14 protein-coding genes are annotated in these 18,841 nt (G+C 37.9%); 7 read left to right on the top strand and 7 right to left on the bottom strand.

Annotation, left to right across the window (positions count from 1 at the left end; translation table 11 throughout):
* Window positions 1–50: 50 nt before the first annotated feature.
* The gene (ispF, locus tag IQ247_RS00630; RefSeq protein ID WP_193915779.1) at window positions 51–527 is read left to right on the top strand and encodes a 2-C-methyl-D-erythritol 2,4-cyclodiphosphate synthase; all 477 of its coding nucleotides are present in this window, start codon (window positions 51–53) and stop codon (window positions 525–527) included.
* 151 nt (window positions 528–678) lie between these two features.
* Here ispF and IQ247_RS00635 read toward each other — a convergent pair whose 3' ends face one another.
* The 3 genes from IQ247_RS00635 to IQ247_RS00645 all read right to left on the bottom strand — a co-directional run bounded on the left by IQ247_RS00635 (window position 679) and on the right by IQ247_RS00645 (window position 3,566).
* Complete coding sequence (locus tag IQ247_RS00635; protein WP_193915782.1) at window positions 679–1,596, bottom strand: nucleoside triphosphate pyrophosphohydrolase family protein; 918 nt, start codon at window positions 1,594–1,596, stop codon at window positions 679–681.
* A gap of 159 nt (window positions 1,597–1,755) precedes the next feature.
* On the bottom strand, window positions 1,756–2,238 hold the full coding sequence (locus IQ247_RS00640; RefSeq protein ID WP_193915785.1) for a DUF1643 domain-containing protein: 483 nt from the start codon (window positions 2,236–2,238) through the stop codon (window positions 1,756–1,758).
* 53 nt (window positions 2,239–2,291) lie between these two features.
* The gene (locus IQ247_RS00645; RefSeq protein ID WP_193915788.1) at window positions 2,292–3,566 is read right to left on the bottom strand and encodes a nucleotide kinase domain-containing protein; all 1,275 of its coding nucleotides are present in this window, start codon (window positions 3,564–3,566) and stop codon (window positions 2,292–2,294) included.
* Between the two features lie 229 nt (window positions 3,567–3,795).
* Between IQ247_RS00645 and IQ247_RS00650 the strand changes: the two genes are divergently transcribed.
* From IQ247_RS00650 to argH, 4 genes are all read left to right on the top strand, one after another.
* Window positions 3,796–5,571 carry an ABC transporter substrate-binding protein gene (locus IQ247_RS00650; RefSeq protein WP_193915790.1) on the top strand — a complete coding sequence of 592 codons (1,776 nt, stop codon included), beginning with the start codon at window positions 3,796–3,798 and terminating at the stop codon, window positions 5,569–5,571.
* A 181-nt stretch (window positions 5,572–5,752) separates the two neighbouring features.
* Entirely contained in the window at window positions 5,753–6,529 is a 777-nt protein-coding gene (gene larB / locus IQ247_RS00655; protein ID WP_193915792.1) for a nickel pincer cofactor biosynthesis protein LarB, read from the top strand.
* Window positions 6,530–6,579: 50 nt separating this feature from the next.
* On the top strand, window positions 6,580–6,831 hold the full coding sequence (locus tag IQ247_RS00660; protein ID WP_228059372.1) for a hypothetical protein: 252 nt from the start codon (window positions 6,580–6,582) through the stop codon (window positions 6,829–6,831).
* Between the two features lie 141 nt (window positions 6,832–6,972).
* Window positions 6,973–8,361, top strand: a complete 1,389-nt coding sequence (gene argH / locus IQ247_RS00665) for an argininosuccinate lyase (protein ID WP_193915794.1) — start codon at window positions 6,973–6,975, stop codon at window positions 8,359–8,361.
* Here the strand turns inward: argH and IQ247_RS00670 are convergent.
* The 3 genes from IQ247_RS00670 to btpA all read right to left on the bottom strand — a co-directional run bounded on the left by IQ247_RS00670 (window position 8,352) and on the right by btpA (window position 13,704).
* Window positions 8,352–10,568 carry a CHASE2 domain-containing protein gene (locus IQ247_RS00670; RefSeq protein ID WP_193915797.1) on the bottom strand — a complete coding sequence of 739 codons (2,217 nt, stop codon included), beginning with the start codon at window positions 10,566–10,568 and terminating at the stop codon, window positions 8,352–8,354. The genes argH and IQ247_RS00670 overlap by 10 nt on opposite strands.
* An 898-nt stretch (window positions 10,569–11,466) precedes the next feature.
* Complete coding sequence (locus IQ247_RS00675; protein ID WP_193915800.1) at window positions 11,467–12,468, bottom strand: vitamin K epoxide reductase family protein; 1,002 nt, start codon at window positions 12,466–12,468, stop codon at window positions 11,467–11,469.
* A gap of 387 nt (window positions 12,469–12,855) precedes the next feature.
* Entirely contained in the window at window positions 12,856–13,704 is an 849-nt protein-coding gene (gene btpA, locus IQ247_RS00680; RefSeq protein ID WP_193915803.1) for a photosystem I biogenesis protein BtpA, read from the bottom strand.
* An 840-nt stretch (window positions 13,705–14,544) separates the two neighbouring features.
* Between btpA and rimO the strand changes: the two genes are divergently transcribed.
* Window positions 14,545–15,858 carry a 30S ribosomal protein S12 methylthiotransferase RimO gene (rimO, locus tag IQ247_RS00685; protein WP_193915806.1) on the top strand — a complete coding sequence of 438 codons (1,314 nt, stop codon included), beginning with the start codon at window positions 14,545–14,547 and terminating at the stop codon, window positions 15,856–15,858.
* A gap of 140 nt (window positions 15,859–15,998) precedes the next feature.
* Complete coding sequence (locus IQ247_RS00690) at window positions 15,999–17,555, top strand: DEAD/DEAH box helicase (protein ID WP_193915809.1); 1,557 nt, start codon at window positions 15,999–16,001, stop codon at window positions 17,553–17,555.
* A gap of 313 nt (window positions 17,556–17,868) precedes the next feature.
* Here the strand turns inward: IQ247_RS00690 and IQ247_RS00695 are convergent, their stop codons facing one another.
* Window positions 17,869–18,819: an aldo/keto reductase gene (locus IQ247_RS00695; RefSeq protein WP_193915812.1), complete on the bottom strand. Its 951-nt coding sequence runs from the start codon at window positions 18,817–18,819 to the stop codon at window positions 17,869–17,871.
* Between the last annotated feature and the right edge of the window lie 22 nt (window positions 18,820–18,841).

Raw genomic sequence — 18,841 nt, forward strand, 5'->3', positions numbered from 1 at the left:
GGGGAGATGGGGAGAAAATCTAAAATTTAAAATCTAAAATCTAAAATTGTATGAATATTCGTATTGGAAATGGCTATGATATCCATCGCTTAACTACCGAGCGTCGGTTGATTTTGGGTGGTGTGGAAATTCCTCATTTTTTAGGCTTATTGGGACATAGTGATGCTGATGTCCTGACTCATGCGATTATGGACGCAATGTTAGGAGCGCTTTCTTTGGGAGATATTGGACATTACTTTCCCCCTAGTGATCCCCAATGGGCTGGTGCTGATAGTTTAATGCTTTTAGATCAAGTTAATAATTTAATTCAAGCACAAGGTTGGCGAGTCGGTAATATTGATTCGGTAATAGTAGCAGAACGTCCTAAGTTAAAACCCCATATTGAAAAAATGCGCGAAAAGTTAGCCGGTGTTTTGCAAATCGAGCCAAATCAAGTTGGTGTCAAAGCCACTACTAATGAAAAATTAGGTCCCGTTGGTGAAGAAAAAGGGATTTGTGCTTATGCTGTTGTTTTGTTAATTAGATAAGTTAGTAGTAAGGGCTTTAGCCCTTTATTCAATCACTAAACAAGGCTAAACATCGACTGACATTTGATTGGGGATATGGGAGCGCCTTCACCGTGATCGTCAAAGGTAATAAATCAAGTGAAAGCTTGTCTTTGGTTATAATTTTGTAACTTTACTTTTGGTGTCTACCACCAATTTGATAAGTTATGGAGCGTCCATCAAGGTCAACAAATACCATTCCTCCCCTATTTTTGTCCACTTGTCGCCATACTTCGTAGCCCATAAGGATTGCTTTCTGCCAATCATTTGGGGAACACTGAGAGACTTCTAAGTGCGATGTCATATTTTTTATAGTTTTCAAAAGTTGTTCATCTACTGCACAAACGCCTTCTAAAAAATTATGATCCTTGGCATAAGCGAATACAAGTGCTGATATACCTTCCTCAATTGCTATTGCACGTCCCCCATCTTCTACTTCATCAACACGGGGATTGCTTTTACGTTTACGTTTAACTTCATTACATTTTAAGTTACTGCGAAGAACTGGCGACCAACCTAAAATAGCCGCATATGAAAGATGGAAAATGTCATGAAAACGATAACCATCGGTGAAGTAGGAGTTATCAGTAAGGTCATTCCCAATCTGTTCTCCGTCAATGAATGCCTTCATCTTTACAGAGTTATCTTTATTGACTTCAGTAATCTCTACCTCCAATTGCCTTGGCAACCTTTCGTGTTTTGGAAATTCTCTATCGAAGTTGTAGCCTGTAGCTTTAGCTTCTATTTGTAAATCTTTACATCCCCAACGGTCGCGACACTTCTCTAAATTATTATCAGCAATTTTTTCTAAATCTAAGTCAAATTTACTTGCTACATTCGCAACATACCAAAGCAAATCCCCCAGTTCTTCTTCTACACAAGCCTTAAAACGCTTATGAGAATCTCCATCACGAAGGTATTTTTTGTACTCTGTAAGCAGCGAACCTGCTTCACCTACCAAACCAAGTAAAGGCACTACAATTCCATTCTTAGTTCCTTTCGGAACTTGGTCACTTATCAACGCTTTTTCTTGATACTCGCGGAAATCCATTATTTACTCAAACTAGAAGTTACGAGTTAAATTTTACACCTTGTATTAAGTTCCGATTAAGGCACTATTTATACAAAGAATAGAAAAATTAAATATACCGAATTGTTATCCGAGTTATCAACTCTAAATTCAAAAGTTTTCTTGAAGCGTAATTTTATATTAGGTGTGATGAAAAAGAATTCTTTGTGTACTATATCCAAGAGGTCTTGGATGGCATGGATGTCCGTCTTTTGTTAAACCCAAGCAATAAAGAGGTTGTTGACTAGAAGAAATTAGACTTAGTACTTCTTTATTGCGGTTCTGAATTTTGGGATACATACCGCAGCCCCAAGCCACAATAATTAAGTCAGCGTGTTTTGTTGCTAATTCAATATAATTATCATTTTTTGAACCTATCGGGTCAGATACTTTACAAAGTTCATTTGGATCTGTCGCACGGTAAGCAAATAGGTTCACTACTTCAAGAGAACCATAATCCCAAGTTTTTGCAAAGTTAACACACTTAGTAAGCGTATTATCATTTTTGTTAGCATCGGCGGTACTTGGGTTAAGCATCACAAAAGTAACCTGCGGTTTCTTTTCATCCCATTTTCGCCCCAATATGTAGCGGTAATTTCCATCGATACAAGCATATTTTTCCATACTAATAAAATTTATAAGTCAGAAGTTACTTTATTGAGAAACAATTACTTTGATTAGAATAGACACAATTGCTGAGATTGTTCTGTCTTTATATTTTGTGCTTTCTGGGCGTTTTTATTCTTTTTATGCCCAGACTGAGTTTCTTGCTGATTTTTTTTCTTTAGTGTTGATATATTGTCTGCACTCTGATGAATGTTGTTCCCTATAGGAGCTAATAAATTATCAATTATCGTATCTTCCAAAGATAATTGTTGATAATTACTCTCATTCTCTGGCTTAGTCTTCTTAATGTTCCGCTGTTTCGGAGTAAATTTTAGCTCAATGATTTGCTGCTTGTGAGGCTCTAAATTTGGTAGTCTTTGGGCTAAAAATTTTTTAACTTTATCGTTTATACGCCATTTTGGCGGATAAAAATAATCTATTGGTTGAGGTGTTACAGTAAACTTTGATTTTATCTTTTTACGATTGCTTTTTAAATTAGGAAATGCTTCTCGGCAATATTTATCTGTTTCACAAAAAAGATTTTGACAGTCTATAGCCTGTAAGGGACGACCCCAGAGTGATTGAAAATTCAATCCCAAACGTTGAAATTCCTGTTCTTGGTTTTCAGTCATCCAATGAATGATATCACTGTAAGTTTTACCACCAGTATCAAGAAAACATTTGTCGATACCACGTTCAGCACCAGGACCTGCTATGGTAAAGCTATTGTCGTCAAAGTCTACAATTTCGCTATAATTAATATCTGTTGCTAATTGGTAAGCCATAAATTTACCAAGTAGCGGATATTCTTGAATAATAGAAAAAACTCCTTCAAGTGTTTTGGCTTTGACAATGCGAGTAATTACTTTATCTTTAAAAATCATCTTTTGAATTAATGCCAGATGATTCTGGTGCTTCTTTTCATAACCGAATTCTTTGCTGGCACAAGACATATATGCACTAGTATAAATGGCATATCCCGAATCCATCGCCTCTTCTAATATTTTTGAATATAGGTTAAAATCAAAATTAGATAATGTAATATAATCTCCTATCCTATTTTCTAAATATTTCCAAGTTTCTATTTTGTTGAAAATTTTAAATAGTAATATTCTGCATAGGACTTCTTCTTCATTTTGACTCCTATTATCATCGTAAATTACGTTTTTAATCAGATATTGGGAAACGCGATCGCTCACTCGATAAGCGTTACAAAACTTATAAGTATTAAGAATAGGGTCACTCGTCCAAGGTGGTGGTACATTCTTCAATTTGTTAAAAAATATTTCCTGACGCAGGGTAGCGAATCGCCAATAGGTATCAAAAGTTTCCTGTCTTACTCGCATATACTGTTTTCCTGGCTTGCTCTGCCTGAACTATTGTAAGGGACTTTCGGTGTTTGGTTCATATTATCTCCCATAAAAAGGGCGATCGCGTTATTTATCGAAAGAATTTGGTAAAGGTAAAGTTATAGAGATTTGACAAAACACCAATATCAATTACTTTAATTAGATACAAAACCGGACTCGGTTAGTTAAAATCACAATCTATATAACTATTCGTATATCTACCTAAATGTTCAGAAATCCTTGCATTTTCCCCAACTTTCGGCGTTTGCGTTTACCAATGATTCTGGCAACTATCACAGCACTCTTGGTTACCGCTTGCAACCCAGCTAATTTTAAAACCGAAGCCGCACAAAGAACACCACAGTTAATACTTAGTACTCTAAGCGACCCGAAAACATTTAATTATGCTCTGTCTCAAGAATCACCTAATATTTTCCCTTATACTTTTGAAGGTTTAACTACTCAAAACAGTATAACTGGAGAGATTGAGCCAACTTTAGCCCAATCTTGGGACATTTCTGATGACGGATTGCGGTTTGTTTTCACCTTACGTGAGAATTTGAAGTGGTCTGATGGTAAACCTTTAACCGCAGAAGATGTCGCATTTACTTACAATGACATTTATTTTAATCACGAAATTCCCACTGATGTTAAAGATGCTTTTAAAATCGGTGAAAGCGGTCAATTACCCAAGGTGAAAAAACTCGATCAACGGCGGATAGAATTCATTTTACCAGAACCTTTCCGACCTTTCTTGCAAAATATGACGACTCCTATTTTACCCGCTCATGCCTTACGAGAATCAGTAGAAAAAAAAGATGGAGAAGGAAAGCCGTTATTTCTACAAAAATGGGGTGTTGATACTCCTGTTGACCAGATTGTCACTAATGGTCTTTATAAATTAGGACGTTACAATACTACTCAGCGAGTTATATTTGAGCGTAATCCCAATTACTGGCGCAATCCCCAACCTTATATCGAAAAAGTAAATTGGGAAATTGTTGAATCTCAAGATACTTCCTTACTACAATTTCGTTCCGGTAGTTTAGATTCTATAGGAGTCACTCCAGATTACTTTTCTTTACTCAAACGAGAAGAAAAGCGCGGTAATTTTAAAATATACAACGGTGGTCCGGCAACTGGTACATCTTTTGTGTTTTTTAATTTAAATAAGGGTAAAAGAAACGGTAAACCTTTAATTAATCCCGTAAAATCAAAATGGTTTAACAATAAGGAATTTCGTCAAGCTGTAGCCTACGCTATCGACCGTCAAACCATGATTAACAACACATTTCAAGGTTTAGGTCAAACGCAAAATTCGCCGATTTCTGTACAAAGCCCTTATTACCTTCCTCCAGAAAAAGGATTAAAAGTCTACGATTACAACTTGGATAAAGCCAGAGAATTACTCAAAAAAGCCGGATTTAAATTTAATTCTCAAGGTCAATTATTAGACGATGCAGGAAATCGCGTCCGCTTCACTTTATTAACGAATTCTGGTAACAAAATTCGCGAAGCTATGGGAGCGCAAATTAAAGGAGACTTGAGTAAAATTGGTATTCAAGTTGACTTTACACCTCTTGCTTGGAACACTTATTTAGATAAAATATCGAATAGCTTGGACTTTGAGATGGCATTACTTGGTTTAACAGGTGGTTTGGAACCAAATGATGGTGCCAATGTATGGAAACCCGAAGGTGGTTTGCATATGTTTAATCAAAAACCCCAACCCGGACAAAAACCCATTGAAGGTTGGGAAGTTAGTCCTTGGGAAGCCGAGATTGCAAGGCTTTATGTCCAAGCTACACAAGAATTAGACGAAGCTAAAGTCAAGGAAATATACGCAGAAACTCAACGAATTACTCAAGAAAACTTACCTTTTATTTACTTAGTCAATCCTCTTTCACTATCAGCCATCCGTAATAAGTTTGAAGGCATCCAATATAATGCTATTGGCGGTGCTTTTTGGAATCTTCACGAAATTAAAATAACAGAAGAATAGGAATTGGTAATTGGTAATTGGTAATTGGTAATTGGACATAGAATAAACAACTAGAGAGCCGTTCGGCTTCCACTACAAATAGCTGATAAATCGTTCCCTTTCTCTCCTTATCTCCCCATTACCCATTACCCATTACCCATTACCCATTACCCATTACCCATTACCCATTACCCTCTCCTCTATGACTTCGGAAAAAGCTCTCCAATCTCTATTAAATGCCGTTGCTAGTGGTAATTTATCAACCGACGCAGCGTTTTTACAATTAAAAGATTTAGCTTATGAATCTGTAGAAGAGTTTGCCAAAATTGACCATCATCGCTCTTTAAGAACTGGTTTCCCGGAAGTAATCTGGGGTTTGGGTAAAACTCCTGAACAAATTGCTCGCATTATCGAGGTGATGCGTTTACAAAATCAAGTTGTTATGGCTACTCGCATCACTCCGGATGTTTACACGATTCTAGAATCCAAAGTTAAGGGATTGCGTTATTACGGATCTGCAAAAATCTGCGCGATCGCACCTCCTAATATTGAAGTTCGATATTCCGGTAATATTGGAATTATTTCTGCTGGAACTGCTGATTTAGCAGTTGCCGAAGAAGCCGCAGTTACTGCGGAACTTTTTGGTTTTCAGGTACAGCGGTTATGGGATGTGGGAGTTGCGGGAATTCACCGCTTGTTAAATAATCGCCACGTAATTGAATCAGCGACGGTATTAATTGTTGTCGCGGGAATGGAAGGTGCTTTACCAAGTGTTGTCGCCGGTTTAGCAGACTCTCCCGTAATTGCCGTTCCCACCAGTATTGGTTACGGTGCAAATTTTGGTGGTTTATCAGCTTTATTAACAATGCTCAACTCTTGTGCTGCGGGTATCGGAGTCGTGAATATCGATAATGGATTTGGTGCAGCCGTTTTAGCAGGACAAATTTTGCGTTCAGCCGAGAAATTACGGATGGCATAATTTATATATTTGGGATATCACGGTGATACTAACCAATAAATAAGTTAAAAATGAAACTTTGGTCAATTTTGGGTGGATTTGCTCTCAGTTTTTGGACGACTATTTTATTCTCAAATACTGTTAATGCGACTAGCCAAATACCTGTAAACTGGACTGTATTAGCTCAAAATATTTCCGACCCCGACCTTTTGGGTCAACTGCAAAAAGCTTTTAATAACTTTGTCGAAACAGGTCAAGTATGGGCGCTTTTAATTGGATTAGTCGTTGGTTATTTGATTCGTAATTTGACAAGCTATGGTTAACAGGTTAAAGGTCAAAGGTTTAAGGTTTAAGGTTTAAGGTTTAAGGTTTAAGGTTTAAGGTTTAAGGTTCAGGGGAACGCGACCATTACCAATTACTCAATTAACTGTCAACTGTCAACTGTCAACTGTCAACTAACTTTTATGACACAACAACAAACTTGGAGTCAGCGATTTGAATCAGCGTTACATCCTACTATTGCTCGCTTTAATGCCAGTATCCATTTTGATATTGAATTAATTGAATATGATTTAACTGGTTCTCAGGCTCATGCCAAAATGTTGGCGAAATGTGGCATTATTTCTTCTGAAGAAGGAGAGCAGTTAGTTACTGGTTTAGAACAAATTCGCCAAGAATACCGCCAAGGTAATTTTAACCCAGGTGTCGATTCGGAAGATGTACATTTTGCCGTTGAACATCGTTTGGTAGAAATAGTTGGTGATGTCGGGAAAAAGCTGCATACGGGACGTTCTCGTAATGACCAAGTAGGTACGGATACAAGACTTTATTTACGCGCACAAATTCAGCAAATTCAAAATTTAATTCGGGAATTTCAAACTGTTTTGGTTGATATTGCCGAACAAAATGTTGAAACTTTGATTCCCGGTTACACTCATTTACAACGCGCTCAACCTGTAAGTCTGGCTCATCATCTGTTAGCTTATTTCCAGATGACACAACGAGATTGGGAACGACTTGGAGATGTGTATCGCCGTGTAAATATTTCACCTTTGGGATGCGGTGCTTTAGCCGGAACTACTTTTCCCATTGATAGACATTACAGCGCCCAACTATTGCATTTTGACAAAGTTTATGATAATAGCCTTGATGGTGTTAGCGATCGCGATTTTGCGATTGAATTTTTGAGTGCAGCTAGTTTAATCATGGTTCATCTGAGCCGTTTGTCCGAAGAGGTAATTTTGTGGTCTTCTGAGGAATTTGGCTTTGTCACCCTCAAAGATAGTTGCGCGACAGGTTCGAGTATTATGCCTCAAAAGAAAAATCCTGATGTACCGGAGTTAGTACGGGGTAAAACTGGGAGAGTATTCGGTCATCTGCAAGCAATGTTAGTGATGATGAAAGGATTACCACTCGCTTATAACAAAGACCTACAAGAAGATAAAGAAGGTCTATTTGATGCGGTAAATACAGTTAAAGCTTGTTTAGAAGCAATGACAATTTTACTACGAGAAGGTTTAGAATTTTGCGATCGCCGTTTAGCAGTAGCCGTAGCGTCGGATTTTTCTAATGCTACCGATGTAGCAGATTATCTAGCAGCGCGGGGTGTTCCCTTCCGAGAAGCTTATAATCTCGTAGGTAAGGTAGTGAAAACCAGTATTGCAGCAGGTAAACTTCTTAAAGATTTGAGTTTATCCGAATGGAAGCAACTCCATCCCAAGTTTGAAAATGATATCTATGAAGCAATATCACCTCGTCAAGTAGTTGCTGCACGCAATAGTTACGGTGGAACAGGTTTTGAACAAGTAAGCAAGGCTTTACAAGCTGCTCGCGATCAAATTAATCAAGATTGAGCAAATTCATAGCGATTTTTACCGAGATGCTTCGCACGATACATCGCAGCATCCGCTTGCTTAAGTAATGTTTCTGAATTGTAAGCAGTATATGGATAAATACTAATACCGATACTAGCGGAAATTTTAGCAGTATGACCTTGTAAACTAATTGATTCTGTGATACTTGTGAGAATTTTGTCAGCTATTTTAGCAGCAACTTTTGGGTTGGGAATCCGACGTAAAATGATTGTAAATTCGTCCCCACCCAAACGGGAAACAGTATCGCTACCACGCAAACAATTGTTGAGTCGTTGAGCAACTGTTACTAATAAAAGGTCGCCCATTTCATGTCCTAAAGTATCATTTACTTGTTTAAAACCATCTAAATCTAAAAATAGTAATGCGAGTAAATAATTACCGTTTTTTGCCCAAGATAAAGATTCATGAAGTTCTTCTGCAAAAGCTTTACGATTAGGTAATCCGGTAAGAGCATCGTGATAAGCGATATAACGCAAATGGTCTTCTTGAAGTTTTAATTCATTATTAGAACGAGATAATTCATCGGCAGTACGCTTAAGTTGTTCTTCCAGAAGTTTACGTTTGGTAATATCACGAATAACTCCCACTAAGAATAAGTTACCAGCAGCATCTTTATGCAGGGAACGTTTAGTGGCAATGAGATGAAGTTCACCATTCACATCTGTAAATTCTTCTTCGTGTTCTAATAATTTTTGAGTGCGGAAAACATAGTCATCTTTTTTTCTAAAATCATCAGCTTCATTTTTCGGGAAAAAATCATAATCCAATTTATCAATTAACTTGTTTTTAGGACAGCCAATCAACTCACAGTAAGCATCGTTTAAAACAATCCATTGATGCTTTTCATTTTTAACATAAATAGGGTCAGCGACTGTATTAATAACTTGTCCTAAAAACTCCCTAGAACGCTTAAATTCTTCTTGGGAATGAGCGATTTGACCAGTAATAAAAATCACAGAAATAATATAAGTTATTAACGCCGGAATCAGCGGTATCCACCAACCTTTTAAAAAGAAAAAATACGCACTAACTGTTAACACAAAACTGAAAACTAATATTAATAATAAATTAGTACTTGAACTTCTAATTCGCCATCTAGTTATTGCCCCTACATAAGCCCAAATTCCAATCCATAAACATTCCATAAGTTCAGACCATACTTTAAGTAATTTCCTTCCTTCAAGAGCAGCGGAAATAATTTCATGGGTAAAATAAGCTTGTAATTCTACACCAGGTATAGACTTAGGTTCTTTGCTCATAAAACTACTAGAGTATGGAGTTAGTTTTAAATCCTGTAAACTGGGTGCAGTAGAACCAATTAGCACGATACGGTCTTTAATCCAACTTTTAGGTACCTCTCCATTTAATACTTTTCTTAAAGATATTTTGCGAAAACCATAAGATTTACCATCACAGCTTTCTTGACAAGCAGGTTTGGAAAAATTAGATAAAAATTGATAACCACCATCATCAGCTTTGACGTAGCCACCGTCATTATGTTGAAATCTAGTAAATGTAGCTTTACCCAATTGTAAATAGTTAGAATTTTTGGCTCTTTTAGGTGTAATACCCTCAGATTTTAAATACAGTCGCGCCAATTTTAAAGCAAAGCTTTCATATGCATTATTATCAATATGTAAATACAGCAAACCACGACGAACTTTACCGTCACTATCCACTACCACATTATTAAAACCTACTTGGTTTTTTTGACTTAATATAGATGGTGGACGAACGCGGTCATTTTGATTATCTGAGAGTAGTTCAATGCCAACTAAATTCGGTGTTGATTTAAATATTTTTTCCAGATTTTCATTACCAATTGATACTGGTAAATCTCGATAAATATCTAAACCAATTGCACGAGGTTGATAAGCTTTGATTTTTTGTAATAATTCAGCAACTTTACGATCAGAAACTGGCCAAGAACCTAATTCTTGCAAAGAAGCTTCATCTATAGCCACTATGGTAATCCGCTCTTGATATCTTTCAATTGGACGTAATTGAAAGAATTGGTCTAAAGCAGTCCATTCTAAAGATTGCAATAACCCTAACCAACGCAATACAAGTATGCAAAATACTACGCTGGAAGCCGTTATTAATTCTCTGTGTCTTTTGAAAAGTTTTTTTTGCAGTACAAAGATAGATTTTTGTAAATCTTTGCCTAGCTTTTTTCTTATTCCCATTACCCGTTCGGGAGAAAAATTGTCAAGTTAATCATTTGCTAAATAATTAATACAGTTAGGATGCTAACTATACTTTGTATTTAGGGATTTTGGTCAATTTCAATCGAATATCTGGATTAAATTCATTTAATTGGATGTAATTAACTGTTTACTCAAATCCTCAAAAATCTTCTTGCTGAATATGGTTCATGAGAAAAACTTACTTAGCTCTGTATTTAATGACGGTAATTATATCTATGAAGCAACAGGAGGTTTTAAAGTAACTATAAGTATTTGCTTAGTACAACTACTGATGTTACATAATAAAAGGGTACTTACAGAAACATACTATCGGCAAGTGCTAAATATTAAATTATTGATGTTTGTATGTGAATTTTAGTTTCCCTATACTATCTAGTTATAGGCTAATCATTTATATCAGTCTGTAAAAAATTTTATTTTACAATTAAATGTAAATTACTGAATAATCTGATTTTATTCCTTTGCTGACATGGCTTACAAATATTTTCTACTTGGGGATTTTTAAGTACTTTAACTTATCTAGCAGAACAGATAAATATTGTTTTTATACATTAAATTCTAATTGTGTTTGTGAAAACAAAATTTAGGCTAAAATAGCAGTAGCCACAATTGTTAGGACATTTTCCCGTTAAGAGTTATCTGTTGCCTGTTCCCTGCTTTTACAGAAGTTGGATTTTTAGAATAAGTATCTGTAAACAAGCTGACAAATTTGATCAAAACCCGACTTGCCACCCATAGGACTCCACCAGGGATAATCAGAATAACCAAAGCGCGATCGCAATAAAAACAGATATGGAAAATAAAAAAGCCAACAGAAGTAGATACTTCGGTTGACTGTTTGGACTTGATTTTACAAATTCAAATTGATCTAACTATTTCAACGATTTAGATAATACTTGAAATTAGTCGGACCTTTATAACCGGAGGCTTTAGCTAACTCTTGAAGATTTTGCGCTCCAGTATAGGTTTTACCCTTAATTTTCCAAGTGGGATAACTTTCAATACCAGCTGCTTTACACTCAGGTTTTATATTGTTGGGATTATCCGCAGGAGCGCAATCTATATGAGGTACTTCTTTGTAGGCTTCCTTACCAAATAATAGCTTTTGGTCGTGACAATGAGGACACCACCAAGCAATATATTCCATAGCTCCAATTTCTTTAAGATGACGAGCTAAGGCTATTTCTGCTTCCCCAGAAGTGGTAGTAACTTCCCAACCAACTCCCGGTATTGGATTTTGTTGCGGAACAAAATTAATTGCTCCACCTTGACTAGAATCAGTTTGAGCAGCAGTTCCATTAGGAGTGACACCAGCATAAACACCTAATGTCCCAATCAGCGTTACCATTCCGACAATAATTGCAGTAAAGAAAATTTGTCCTATATCTTCCCAACTACGACCAATAATAGTTAATACCAGCATCGTTAAAGAAAATAGAGCCGATGCAATACAGTAAGGACAAATAGTTTTGATTTGGCTAAATAACACATACATTAAATAGCTGCTGAAAACCGTCATGGAAATTGAGCCAATTAGCAAAAACATCCATGTTAAGTTTTCTAACTTCTGACGCTGTTCTTTATTTTCTCCGCTTTTGAAAAGCAAAGGTGCCAGAGCAAATACTAGCATACTAAAATATGCCAGAAAGCCGAACAAAGCTAGTGGTTGTCCGAGAATTGTAGCCCAAGGGCTAGAAAGAACACTGTTACATCCAGCAGCAGAACCGGCAGTTGCAGAGGAAGCGGTACAAGCAGCTTCTCCTCCGCTCAACTTAACGATGGTTAGATAACCAGTTACTAAAGCGCCACAGGAAGCGATTCCTGCGATTAGTAAACGCGAGAAGCGATGAATCCAAGGAGTAGAACGACGACGAATCATAAGCTAAAACATTATTAATTGGGAATAATAAATCGGAAATAGGGAATAAACTCGGATGTTATATTCTCAATCTCCATAACACTAGCAATTAAAACCTGATATCTTATAGCTTAATTTAGTTAAAACTAACGGATGCTGCAAGAACCGAAATTAAGTTTAGCTAACTTCACTAAAAAGAAGTAACGATGACGGTAATTCAGACAATATAGCGTTAGCCACAATTTTTAGGACATTTGCCTGTCAAGAGTTTCCTATTCCCTTAACAACAAAAGATGATGTCCTAGCCAATATGACCATTGCCATACAATCAATATTATTGTTTTGCTTGTTGAATGACCATTACTAACTACTACAATTGCTAACCACTACAATTCCCAATTTCCGTTGTTAAGAATGTAGCTTCAGAGAAGAAATTGATTCGGTTTGACCTTTGGAATTAAAATTAGACCGAGCAGCTTCTACAAACTGGCTGACACGGATTGGATCTATAGTTTGGTGGCGATTCCCGTGACGTTTCAAAGAACTCGAAACAATTACACCATCCGCAGCTTGCATTAGTGTAGCAATATTATCCCAACTCGCCCCACTACCAACAAATACCGGAGTCCCTTTCGCTGCTCTCGATGCTAATTCCAAATCTTCAGGATTGGGAGGATTACCTGTAGCCCAACCCGATAAAATCACTCCATCCGCCAATCCCCGCTCAATTGTATCTTCAACGGCATTCGTTAAATTAACCGAACCCAACGGACGAGCGTGCTTCACCAACACATCCGCAAGAATTTTCACATCAGAGCCTAATTCTCGCCGGTATCTGAGTACTTGATGCGCTTCTCCTTCAATTAATCCTTGGTCTGTTGCCATTACTCCCGTTAGCACATTAACCCGGATAAATTCAGCTTGGGTACAACTCGCGATCGCGATCGCACTTCTGGCATCATTCCTTAACACATTCAAGCCGATGGGTACAGTTACAAGATTTTGTATGCGCTGTACTACAATAGTCATGGCACTGACAATCGCCGGGTCTACCTGACTCTTGGTAAACGGGGCATCAAAAAAATTCTCGACAATAATACCATCAATTCCCCCGCTAGCAAGGGCGACTGCTTCTTGTTCGGCACGGTCAATAATGGCTTTGAGACTACCTCCCCAGCGCGGTGAGGTAGGCAGTGGTAACAGATGAACCACACCAATAATTGGTCTTCGGGTTTTAAATAACTGATATAGATCCACGTCTTTTTCTTTTACGGACTTTATGTGGTTTCCCGACTTGAAGGTAAATGTCACCTGATAATAAAGTAACCTTAGTTGCTACAATCGATATTATCGTGTATCATGTTTGACTCGCAGGAATCAAAAAATAATGTGCTTACAGTCTAGTCCGGGAATCAACCAGTATGCTCAGCGATTCGTACCATAAGTTTGGGTTTTACCCAAGCAAAAAACACACAAAGACTATTTTACCTGGATTACCGTCATCTCTTGACCAATAATTCCTCAATGGTACAATCTCCCAGATTTATCAATTACTGTAAGCCTGAAAACCTTTGCTTGAAATGACTTGAATCCTTTTCCTTATTTAAAGAGAGGTAAAAAATCTCAAAGACCTCCCCCAATAGATGTAAATTGACATCAAAAATTTCATAAGATATGTTAAGATAACAAGTGATACAAGAGGAGTCTGCCGCTCAAATTCCTGCGGCTTGCAGCTTTACCTAGAATAGTGTATGGTCTGCCACAGATACAGGCAATCGTTCGGGAAAATGCCAAAGCGTAACTCAGCCTGCGATTTCCTTTAGGGTAGCGACTTCTCTACAAAAGCCGATATTATTCGGCTGCTTCCTAACGAGCAAATGAGCGTGTTGTTTACGGACTGAGGTAATGTAAAATACCATAAATTAACAATATCTAAATAAAGTTAAATAGATTCAATAACAGATTTAAAAGCTGTTTTAGGTCTATGGAGAATGAATAAATTTTAGGTAAGGTCGAAATGATGTTTTACCTAATGTGGGTGTATATTGCTTAAGAATAGAAACCTTTAGCTCGAAACAGCAAAATATCTTTTATAATATGGGTGATAAGCCAACAATTGCAATTTCTCACCTAGGCTGCGAGAAAAATAGAATTGATACAGAGCATATGCTCGGTCTGCTTGTAGAAGCAGGTTACAGCGTAGATTGTAATGAAGAATTAGCAGATTACGTTATTGTCAATACTTGTAGTTTTATCGCAGCAGCGCGAGAAGAATCTGTTAAAACTCTAGTAGAATTAGCAGAAGCGGATAAGAAAATAGTGATTACTGGCTGCATGGCGCAGCATTTTCAAGAGCAATTACTAGAAGAGTTGCCAGAGGCAGTAGCCGTAGTAGGTACAGGCGATTACAATAAAATCGTCAATGTAATTGAGCGAACCCAGCTTGGTGAACGTGTCAAGCAAGTAAGTGCCGAGCCTACCTTTATTGCCGATGAAACAACGCCTCGCTATCGGACAACTTCAGAAGGTGTCGCTTATTTAAGGGTCGCGGAAGGGTGTGATTATCGATGTGCATTTTGTATAATTCCTCATCTACGGGGAAAGCAACGTTCGCGTACTATTGAATCAATTGTCGCAGAAGCAGAGCATTTGGCATCTCAAGGAGTACAGGAGATTATATTAATTTCCCAAATTACGACAAATTACGGTATAGATATTTACAATAAACCTCAGTTGGCAGAATTGTTGCGCGGTCTGGGCAAGGTAGATATACCGTGGATTAGAATGCACTATGCTTATCCAACGGGATTAACCCCAGATGTAATTGCGGCGATAAAAGAAACACCAAATGTTTTGCCTTACTTAGATTTACCATTGCAGCATTCCCATCCTGAAATTCTTCGTACCATGAATCGTCCCTGGCAAGGACAGGTGAACGATGCAGTCATTGAACGCATAAAACAGGCGTTACCAAATGCCGTGCTGCGAACAACGTTCATTGTGGGTTTTCCTGGGGAGACAGACGAGCATTTTAATCATCTGTGTGAGTTTGTCAAACGTCATGAATTTGATCATGTAGGTGTTTTCACTTTTTCAGCGGAGGAAGGAACAGAAGCGTACAACTTGCCAGACCAGCTGCCGCAACAAATCATGGATGAGCGGCGAGATACACTAATGGAAATTCAGCAGCCAATTTCTGGGAAGAAAAACCAACTTGAAATTGGCAAAATAGTTGATGTGTTAATTGAGCAAGAAAATCCGATTACGGGAGAACTAATAGGTCGTTCTGCTAGATTTGCGCCGGAGGTAGACGGACAGGTATATGTTCGTGGAGAAGCCTGCTTAGGGGCGATTGTGCCGGTAAAAATAGACAAGGCTGATGCATATGACTTATACGGTAAATTTGTTTGAATTTGACAGGGGAACGCCTATGGCCTTTCTGCCCGCCGAGAATCGGCTCCCGTACCGGCGACTTGTCGGCGTTGGCTAAGCCGACAAATGAATTAACACAAATATCGATTGAAAATAAAACTTAAAACATAGGAGAATTGATGAGTCTTACATTTGAAGATTTAGGAATTTCAGAACAGCGTCTTGCACAATTAGAAAAACTCGGTTTTACAACACCGACTAATATTCAAGAACAGGCAATTCCTCAACTTTTATCAGGTCGTGACGTAGTAGGTCAATCCCAGACGGGAACTGGTAAAACCGCAGCATTTTCTCTGCCAATTTTAGAGCGGATAGATGCTAATGAAAAAGCAGTACAAGCGATAGTTTTAGCTCCAACTCGTGAACTTGCAATGCAGGTTCATAGTGCGATCGCAGAATTTGTTGGTACTCAAAAATTGAAAGTTGTGGCAATTTATGGTGGTCAGTCAATCGACCGCCAAATGATGCAATTAAAGCGTGGTGTTCATGTTGTTGTGGGTACACCGGGACGAGTAATTGATTTATTGGATAGAGGTTGTTTGAAGCTCGACCATGTAAAGTGGTTTGTGTTGGATGAAGCCGATGAAATGCTGAGCATGGGCTTTATTGATGATGTAGAGAAAATCCTTTCTAAAGCGCCAAAAGAGCGCCAGACAGCTTTATTCTCGGCAACAATGCCGCCCTCAATTCGCCAGTTGGTGAATAAGTTTTTAAATGATCCCGTAACAGTAACAGTTCAACAACCAAAAGCAGCTCCGAATAAAATTAATCAGGTAGCTTACCTAATACCGCGTCACTGGACGAAAGCAAGAGCTTTGCAGCCTATTTTGGAGATGGAAGATCCGGAAACTGCGTTGATTTTTGTTCGTACTCGACGTACCGCAGCAGAATTAACCAATCAGTTACAGTCAGCTGGTCACAGTGTTGATGAATATCACGGTGATTTGTCTCAACAAGCACGGGAAAGATTGTTAGGACGTTTCCGCAATCGTCAAGTTCGTTGGGTAGTTGCAACTGATATTGCTGCAAGGGGTTTAGATGTTGATGAACTTTCTCATGTGATTAACTTTGATCTACCTGATAGTGTAGAAACTTATGTTCACCGTATTGGTCGTACTGGTAGGGCTGGTAAAGAAGGAACCGCTATTTCATTAGTACAACCCTTTGAGAGGCGCAAACAGCAAGTTATTGAACGTCACAACCGCCAGAATTGGCAAATGCTTCCTATTCCTACCCGCGCTCAAATTGAAGCACGACAGTTGGAAAAACTGCAACTTCAGGTTAAAGAAGCTTTGAGTGGTGAACGTTTGGCTTCGTTTTTACCGATAGTGCGCGAATTAAGCGAAGAATATGATGCTCACGCCATTGCAGCAGCAGCTTTACAAATCGCTTATGACCAAACCCGTCCGGATTGGTTAAAAGCAGAGAGCATTCCCGAAGAAGAAGAGAATTATTCTTCTTCAGGTAAACCCAGACTGCGTTCTTCTTCACCACGTCGTTCTTCTGGGGATAAAAGCCGCCGTTGGGTGCAATCGGAAGGTAACAACAGAGATGGAAATGGTAAGCGTGGTGGTGGAACTCCCAAACCCAAACTTAAAACAAACCATCGAGAAACTTCTTCCGTACATCAGAATCAATTCGGTTCTACCACCGCAAAAGAATCGGCATCTTCTTAACTACTAAATTGATTTTGTTTTAGAAATAATCTCTACTAGTTAGTAAATTTCAGATTTAATTTAGAACAACTTTACTGGTAGAGAAATCAAATTTTCATCAATCAGCAAGTAACTGGTTCCAATGCAAATTTCATGCTTCCGAATCGGGAAGAAGAAAGTTTAAAAGATAGCAATGGAGCCAGTAATTATTTTATTTTGGATTTTAGATTTTAGATTTTGGATTAGTTAGGAGTTAGTACCACCGCAGTTAATTATTACACCTTTAACCTTTGACCTTTAACCTTTGACCTTTAACCTTTAACCTTTAACCTGATTAATTCAACCAAGGACGACTAATTTCATCTAACTGAATAACTTCATCATCGCTTAATTTCCACCCTAAAGCACCAGCATTTTGTTTGACTTGTTCTGCTGTTTTGACTCCAGAAATGGGAATTACATTACCTTGAGCAATTAACCAGTTGAGAGCTACTTGTGCGGGAGTACGATTGTATTTTTCGCCAATAGTTCGTAATAATGATATAACTGGCTCAATTTTTTGTAAATTGTCTTTATTAAATCGCGGGTCTATTTTTCTGGCACCAGTCGGATTTATATTACTATCCGTGGCATATTTCCCTGTAAGTAATCCTTGAGCTAAAGGACTATATGCCAAAATTGTTATACCTAATTGTTTTGCTGTGGTAATAATTCCTTGGGTTTCAACTTGACGAGTTAATAAAGAATAACGCACCTGATTAACTGCTAAAGAGATGCCGCGACGAGCTAAAATTTGGTGTGCTTCTTGCATTTGACTTTGGGAATAATTACTCACACCAATTGCTTTAATTCTACCTTTTTCCACCTCCGTGGCTAAAGCATTCATCAATGTTTCTTGGCTCATAAAAAAAGTAAAAGGCCAATGTACTTGATACAATGCAACTTGTTCTAATTGGAGACGCTTCAGACTTTCGGTTAATGCATCGCTAACAGATTGAGCCGAAAATCGCCAAGGTAAAGGACCAAACTTAGTGGCAATTTGTACCTGTTTGTCCGTTTTTTTAATAAACTTTCCCAGCAATTCTTCTGAAAGTCCTAACCCGTAGACTTCCGCAGTATCAAAAAACGTAATACCCGCTTCAATTGCAGCATTAAAAGCTTGTTCTACTTGTTCTGAACCGTAATCATTGCCATAATTCCAAAATAGTTTATCACCCCAAGCCCAAGTACCCAGACACAAAGGGGTAACTGATATTGCATTTTGTCCTAATGTGATGCTTTCCACTGTTACTTAAATATTTTGATAA

Origin of the sequence: Plectonema cf. radiosum LEGE 06105, assembly GCF_015207665.1 — a bacterium.
Lineage (GTDB): Bacteria > Cyanobacteriota > Cyanobacteriia > Cyanobacteriales > Nostocaceae > Rivularia > Rivularia radiosa_A.

Bases quoted from the DNA above. Each gene is read 5' to 3' on its own strand.
- ispF (WP_193915779.1), top strand. From the start codon at position 51: ATGAATATTCGTATTGGAAATGGCTATGATATCCATCGCTTAACTACC.
- IQ247_RS00675 (WP_193915800.1), bottom strand. From the start codon at position 12,468: ATGATTCGTCGTCGTTCTACTCCTTGGATTCATCGCTTCTCGCGTTTA.
- IQ247_RS00670 (WP_193915797.1), bottom strand. From the start codon at position 10,568: ATGGGAATAAGAAAAAAGCTAGGCAAAGATTTACAAAAATCTATCTTT.
- IQ247_RS00650 (WP_193915790.1), top strand. From the start codon at position 3,796: ATGTTCAGAAATCCTTGCATTTTCCCCAACTTTCGGCGTTTGCGTTTA.
- IQ247_RS00690 (WP_193915809.1), top strand. From the start codon at position 15,999: ATGAGTCTTACATTTGAAGATTTAGGAATTTCAGAACAGCGTCTTGCA.
- IQ247_RS00660 (WP_228059372.1), top strand. From the start codon at position 6,580: ATGAAACTTTGGTCAATTTTGGGTGGATTTGCTCTCAGTTTTTGGACG.
- argH (WP_193915794.1), top strand. From the start codon at position 6,973: ATGACACAACAACAAACTTGGAGTCAGCGATTTGAATCAGCGTTACAT.
- rimO (WP_193915806.1), top strand. From the start codon at position 14,545: ATGGGTGATAAGCCAACAATTGCAATTTCTCACCTAGGCTGCGAGAAA.
- larB (WP_193915792.1), top strand. From the start codon at position 5,753: ATGACTTCGGAAAAAGCTCTCCAATCTCTATTAAATGCCGTTGCTAGT.
- IQ247_RS00635 (WP_193915782.1), bottom strand. From the start codon at position 1,596: ATGGATTTCCGCGAGTATCAAGAAAAAGCGTTGATAAGTGACCAAGTT.
- IQ247_RS00645 (WP_193915788.1), bottom strand. From the start codon at position 3,566: ATGCGAGTAAGACAGGAAACTTTTGATACCTATTGGCGATTCGCTACC.
- IQ247_RS00640 (WP_193915785.1), bottom strand. From the start codon at position 2,238: ATGGAAAAATATGCTTGTATCGATGGAAATTACCGCTACATATTGGGG.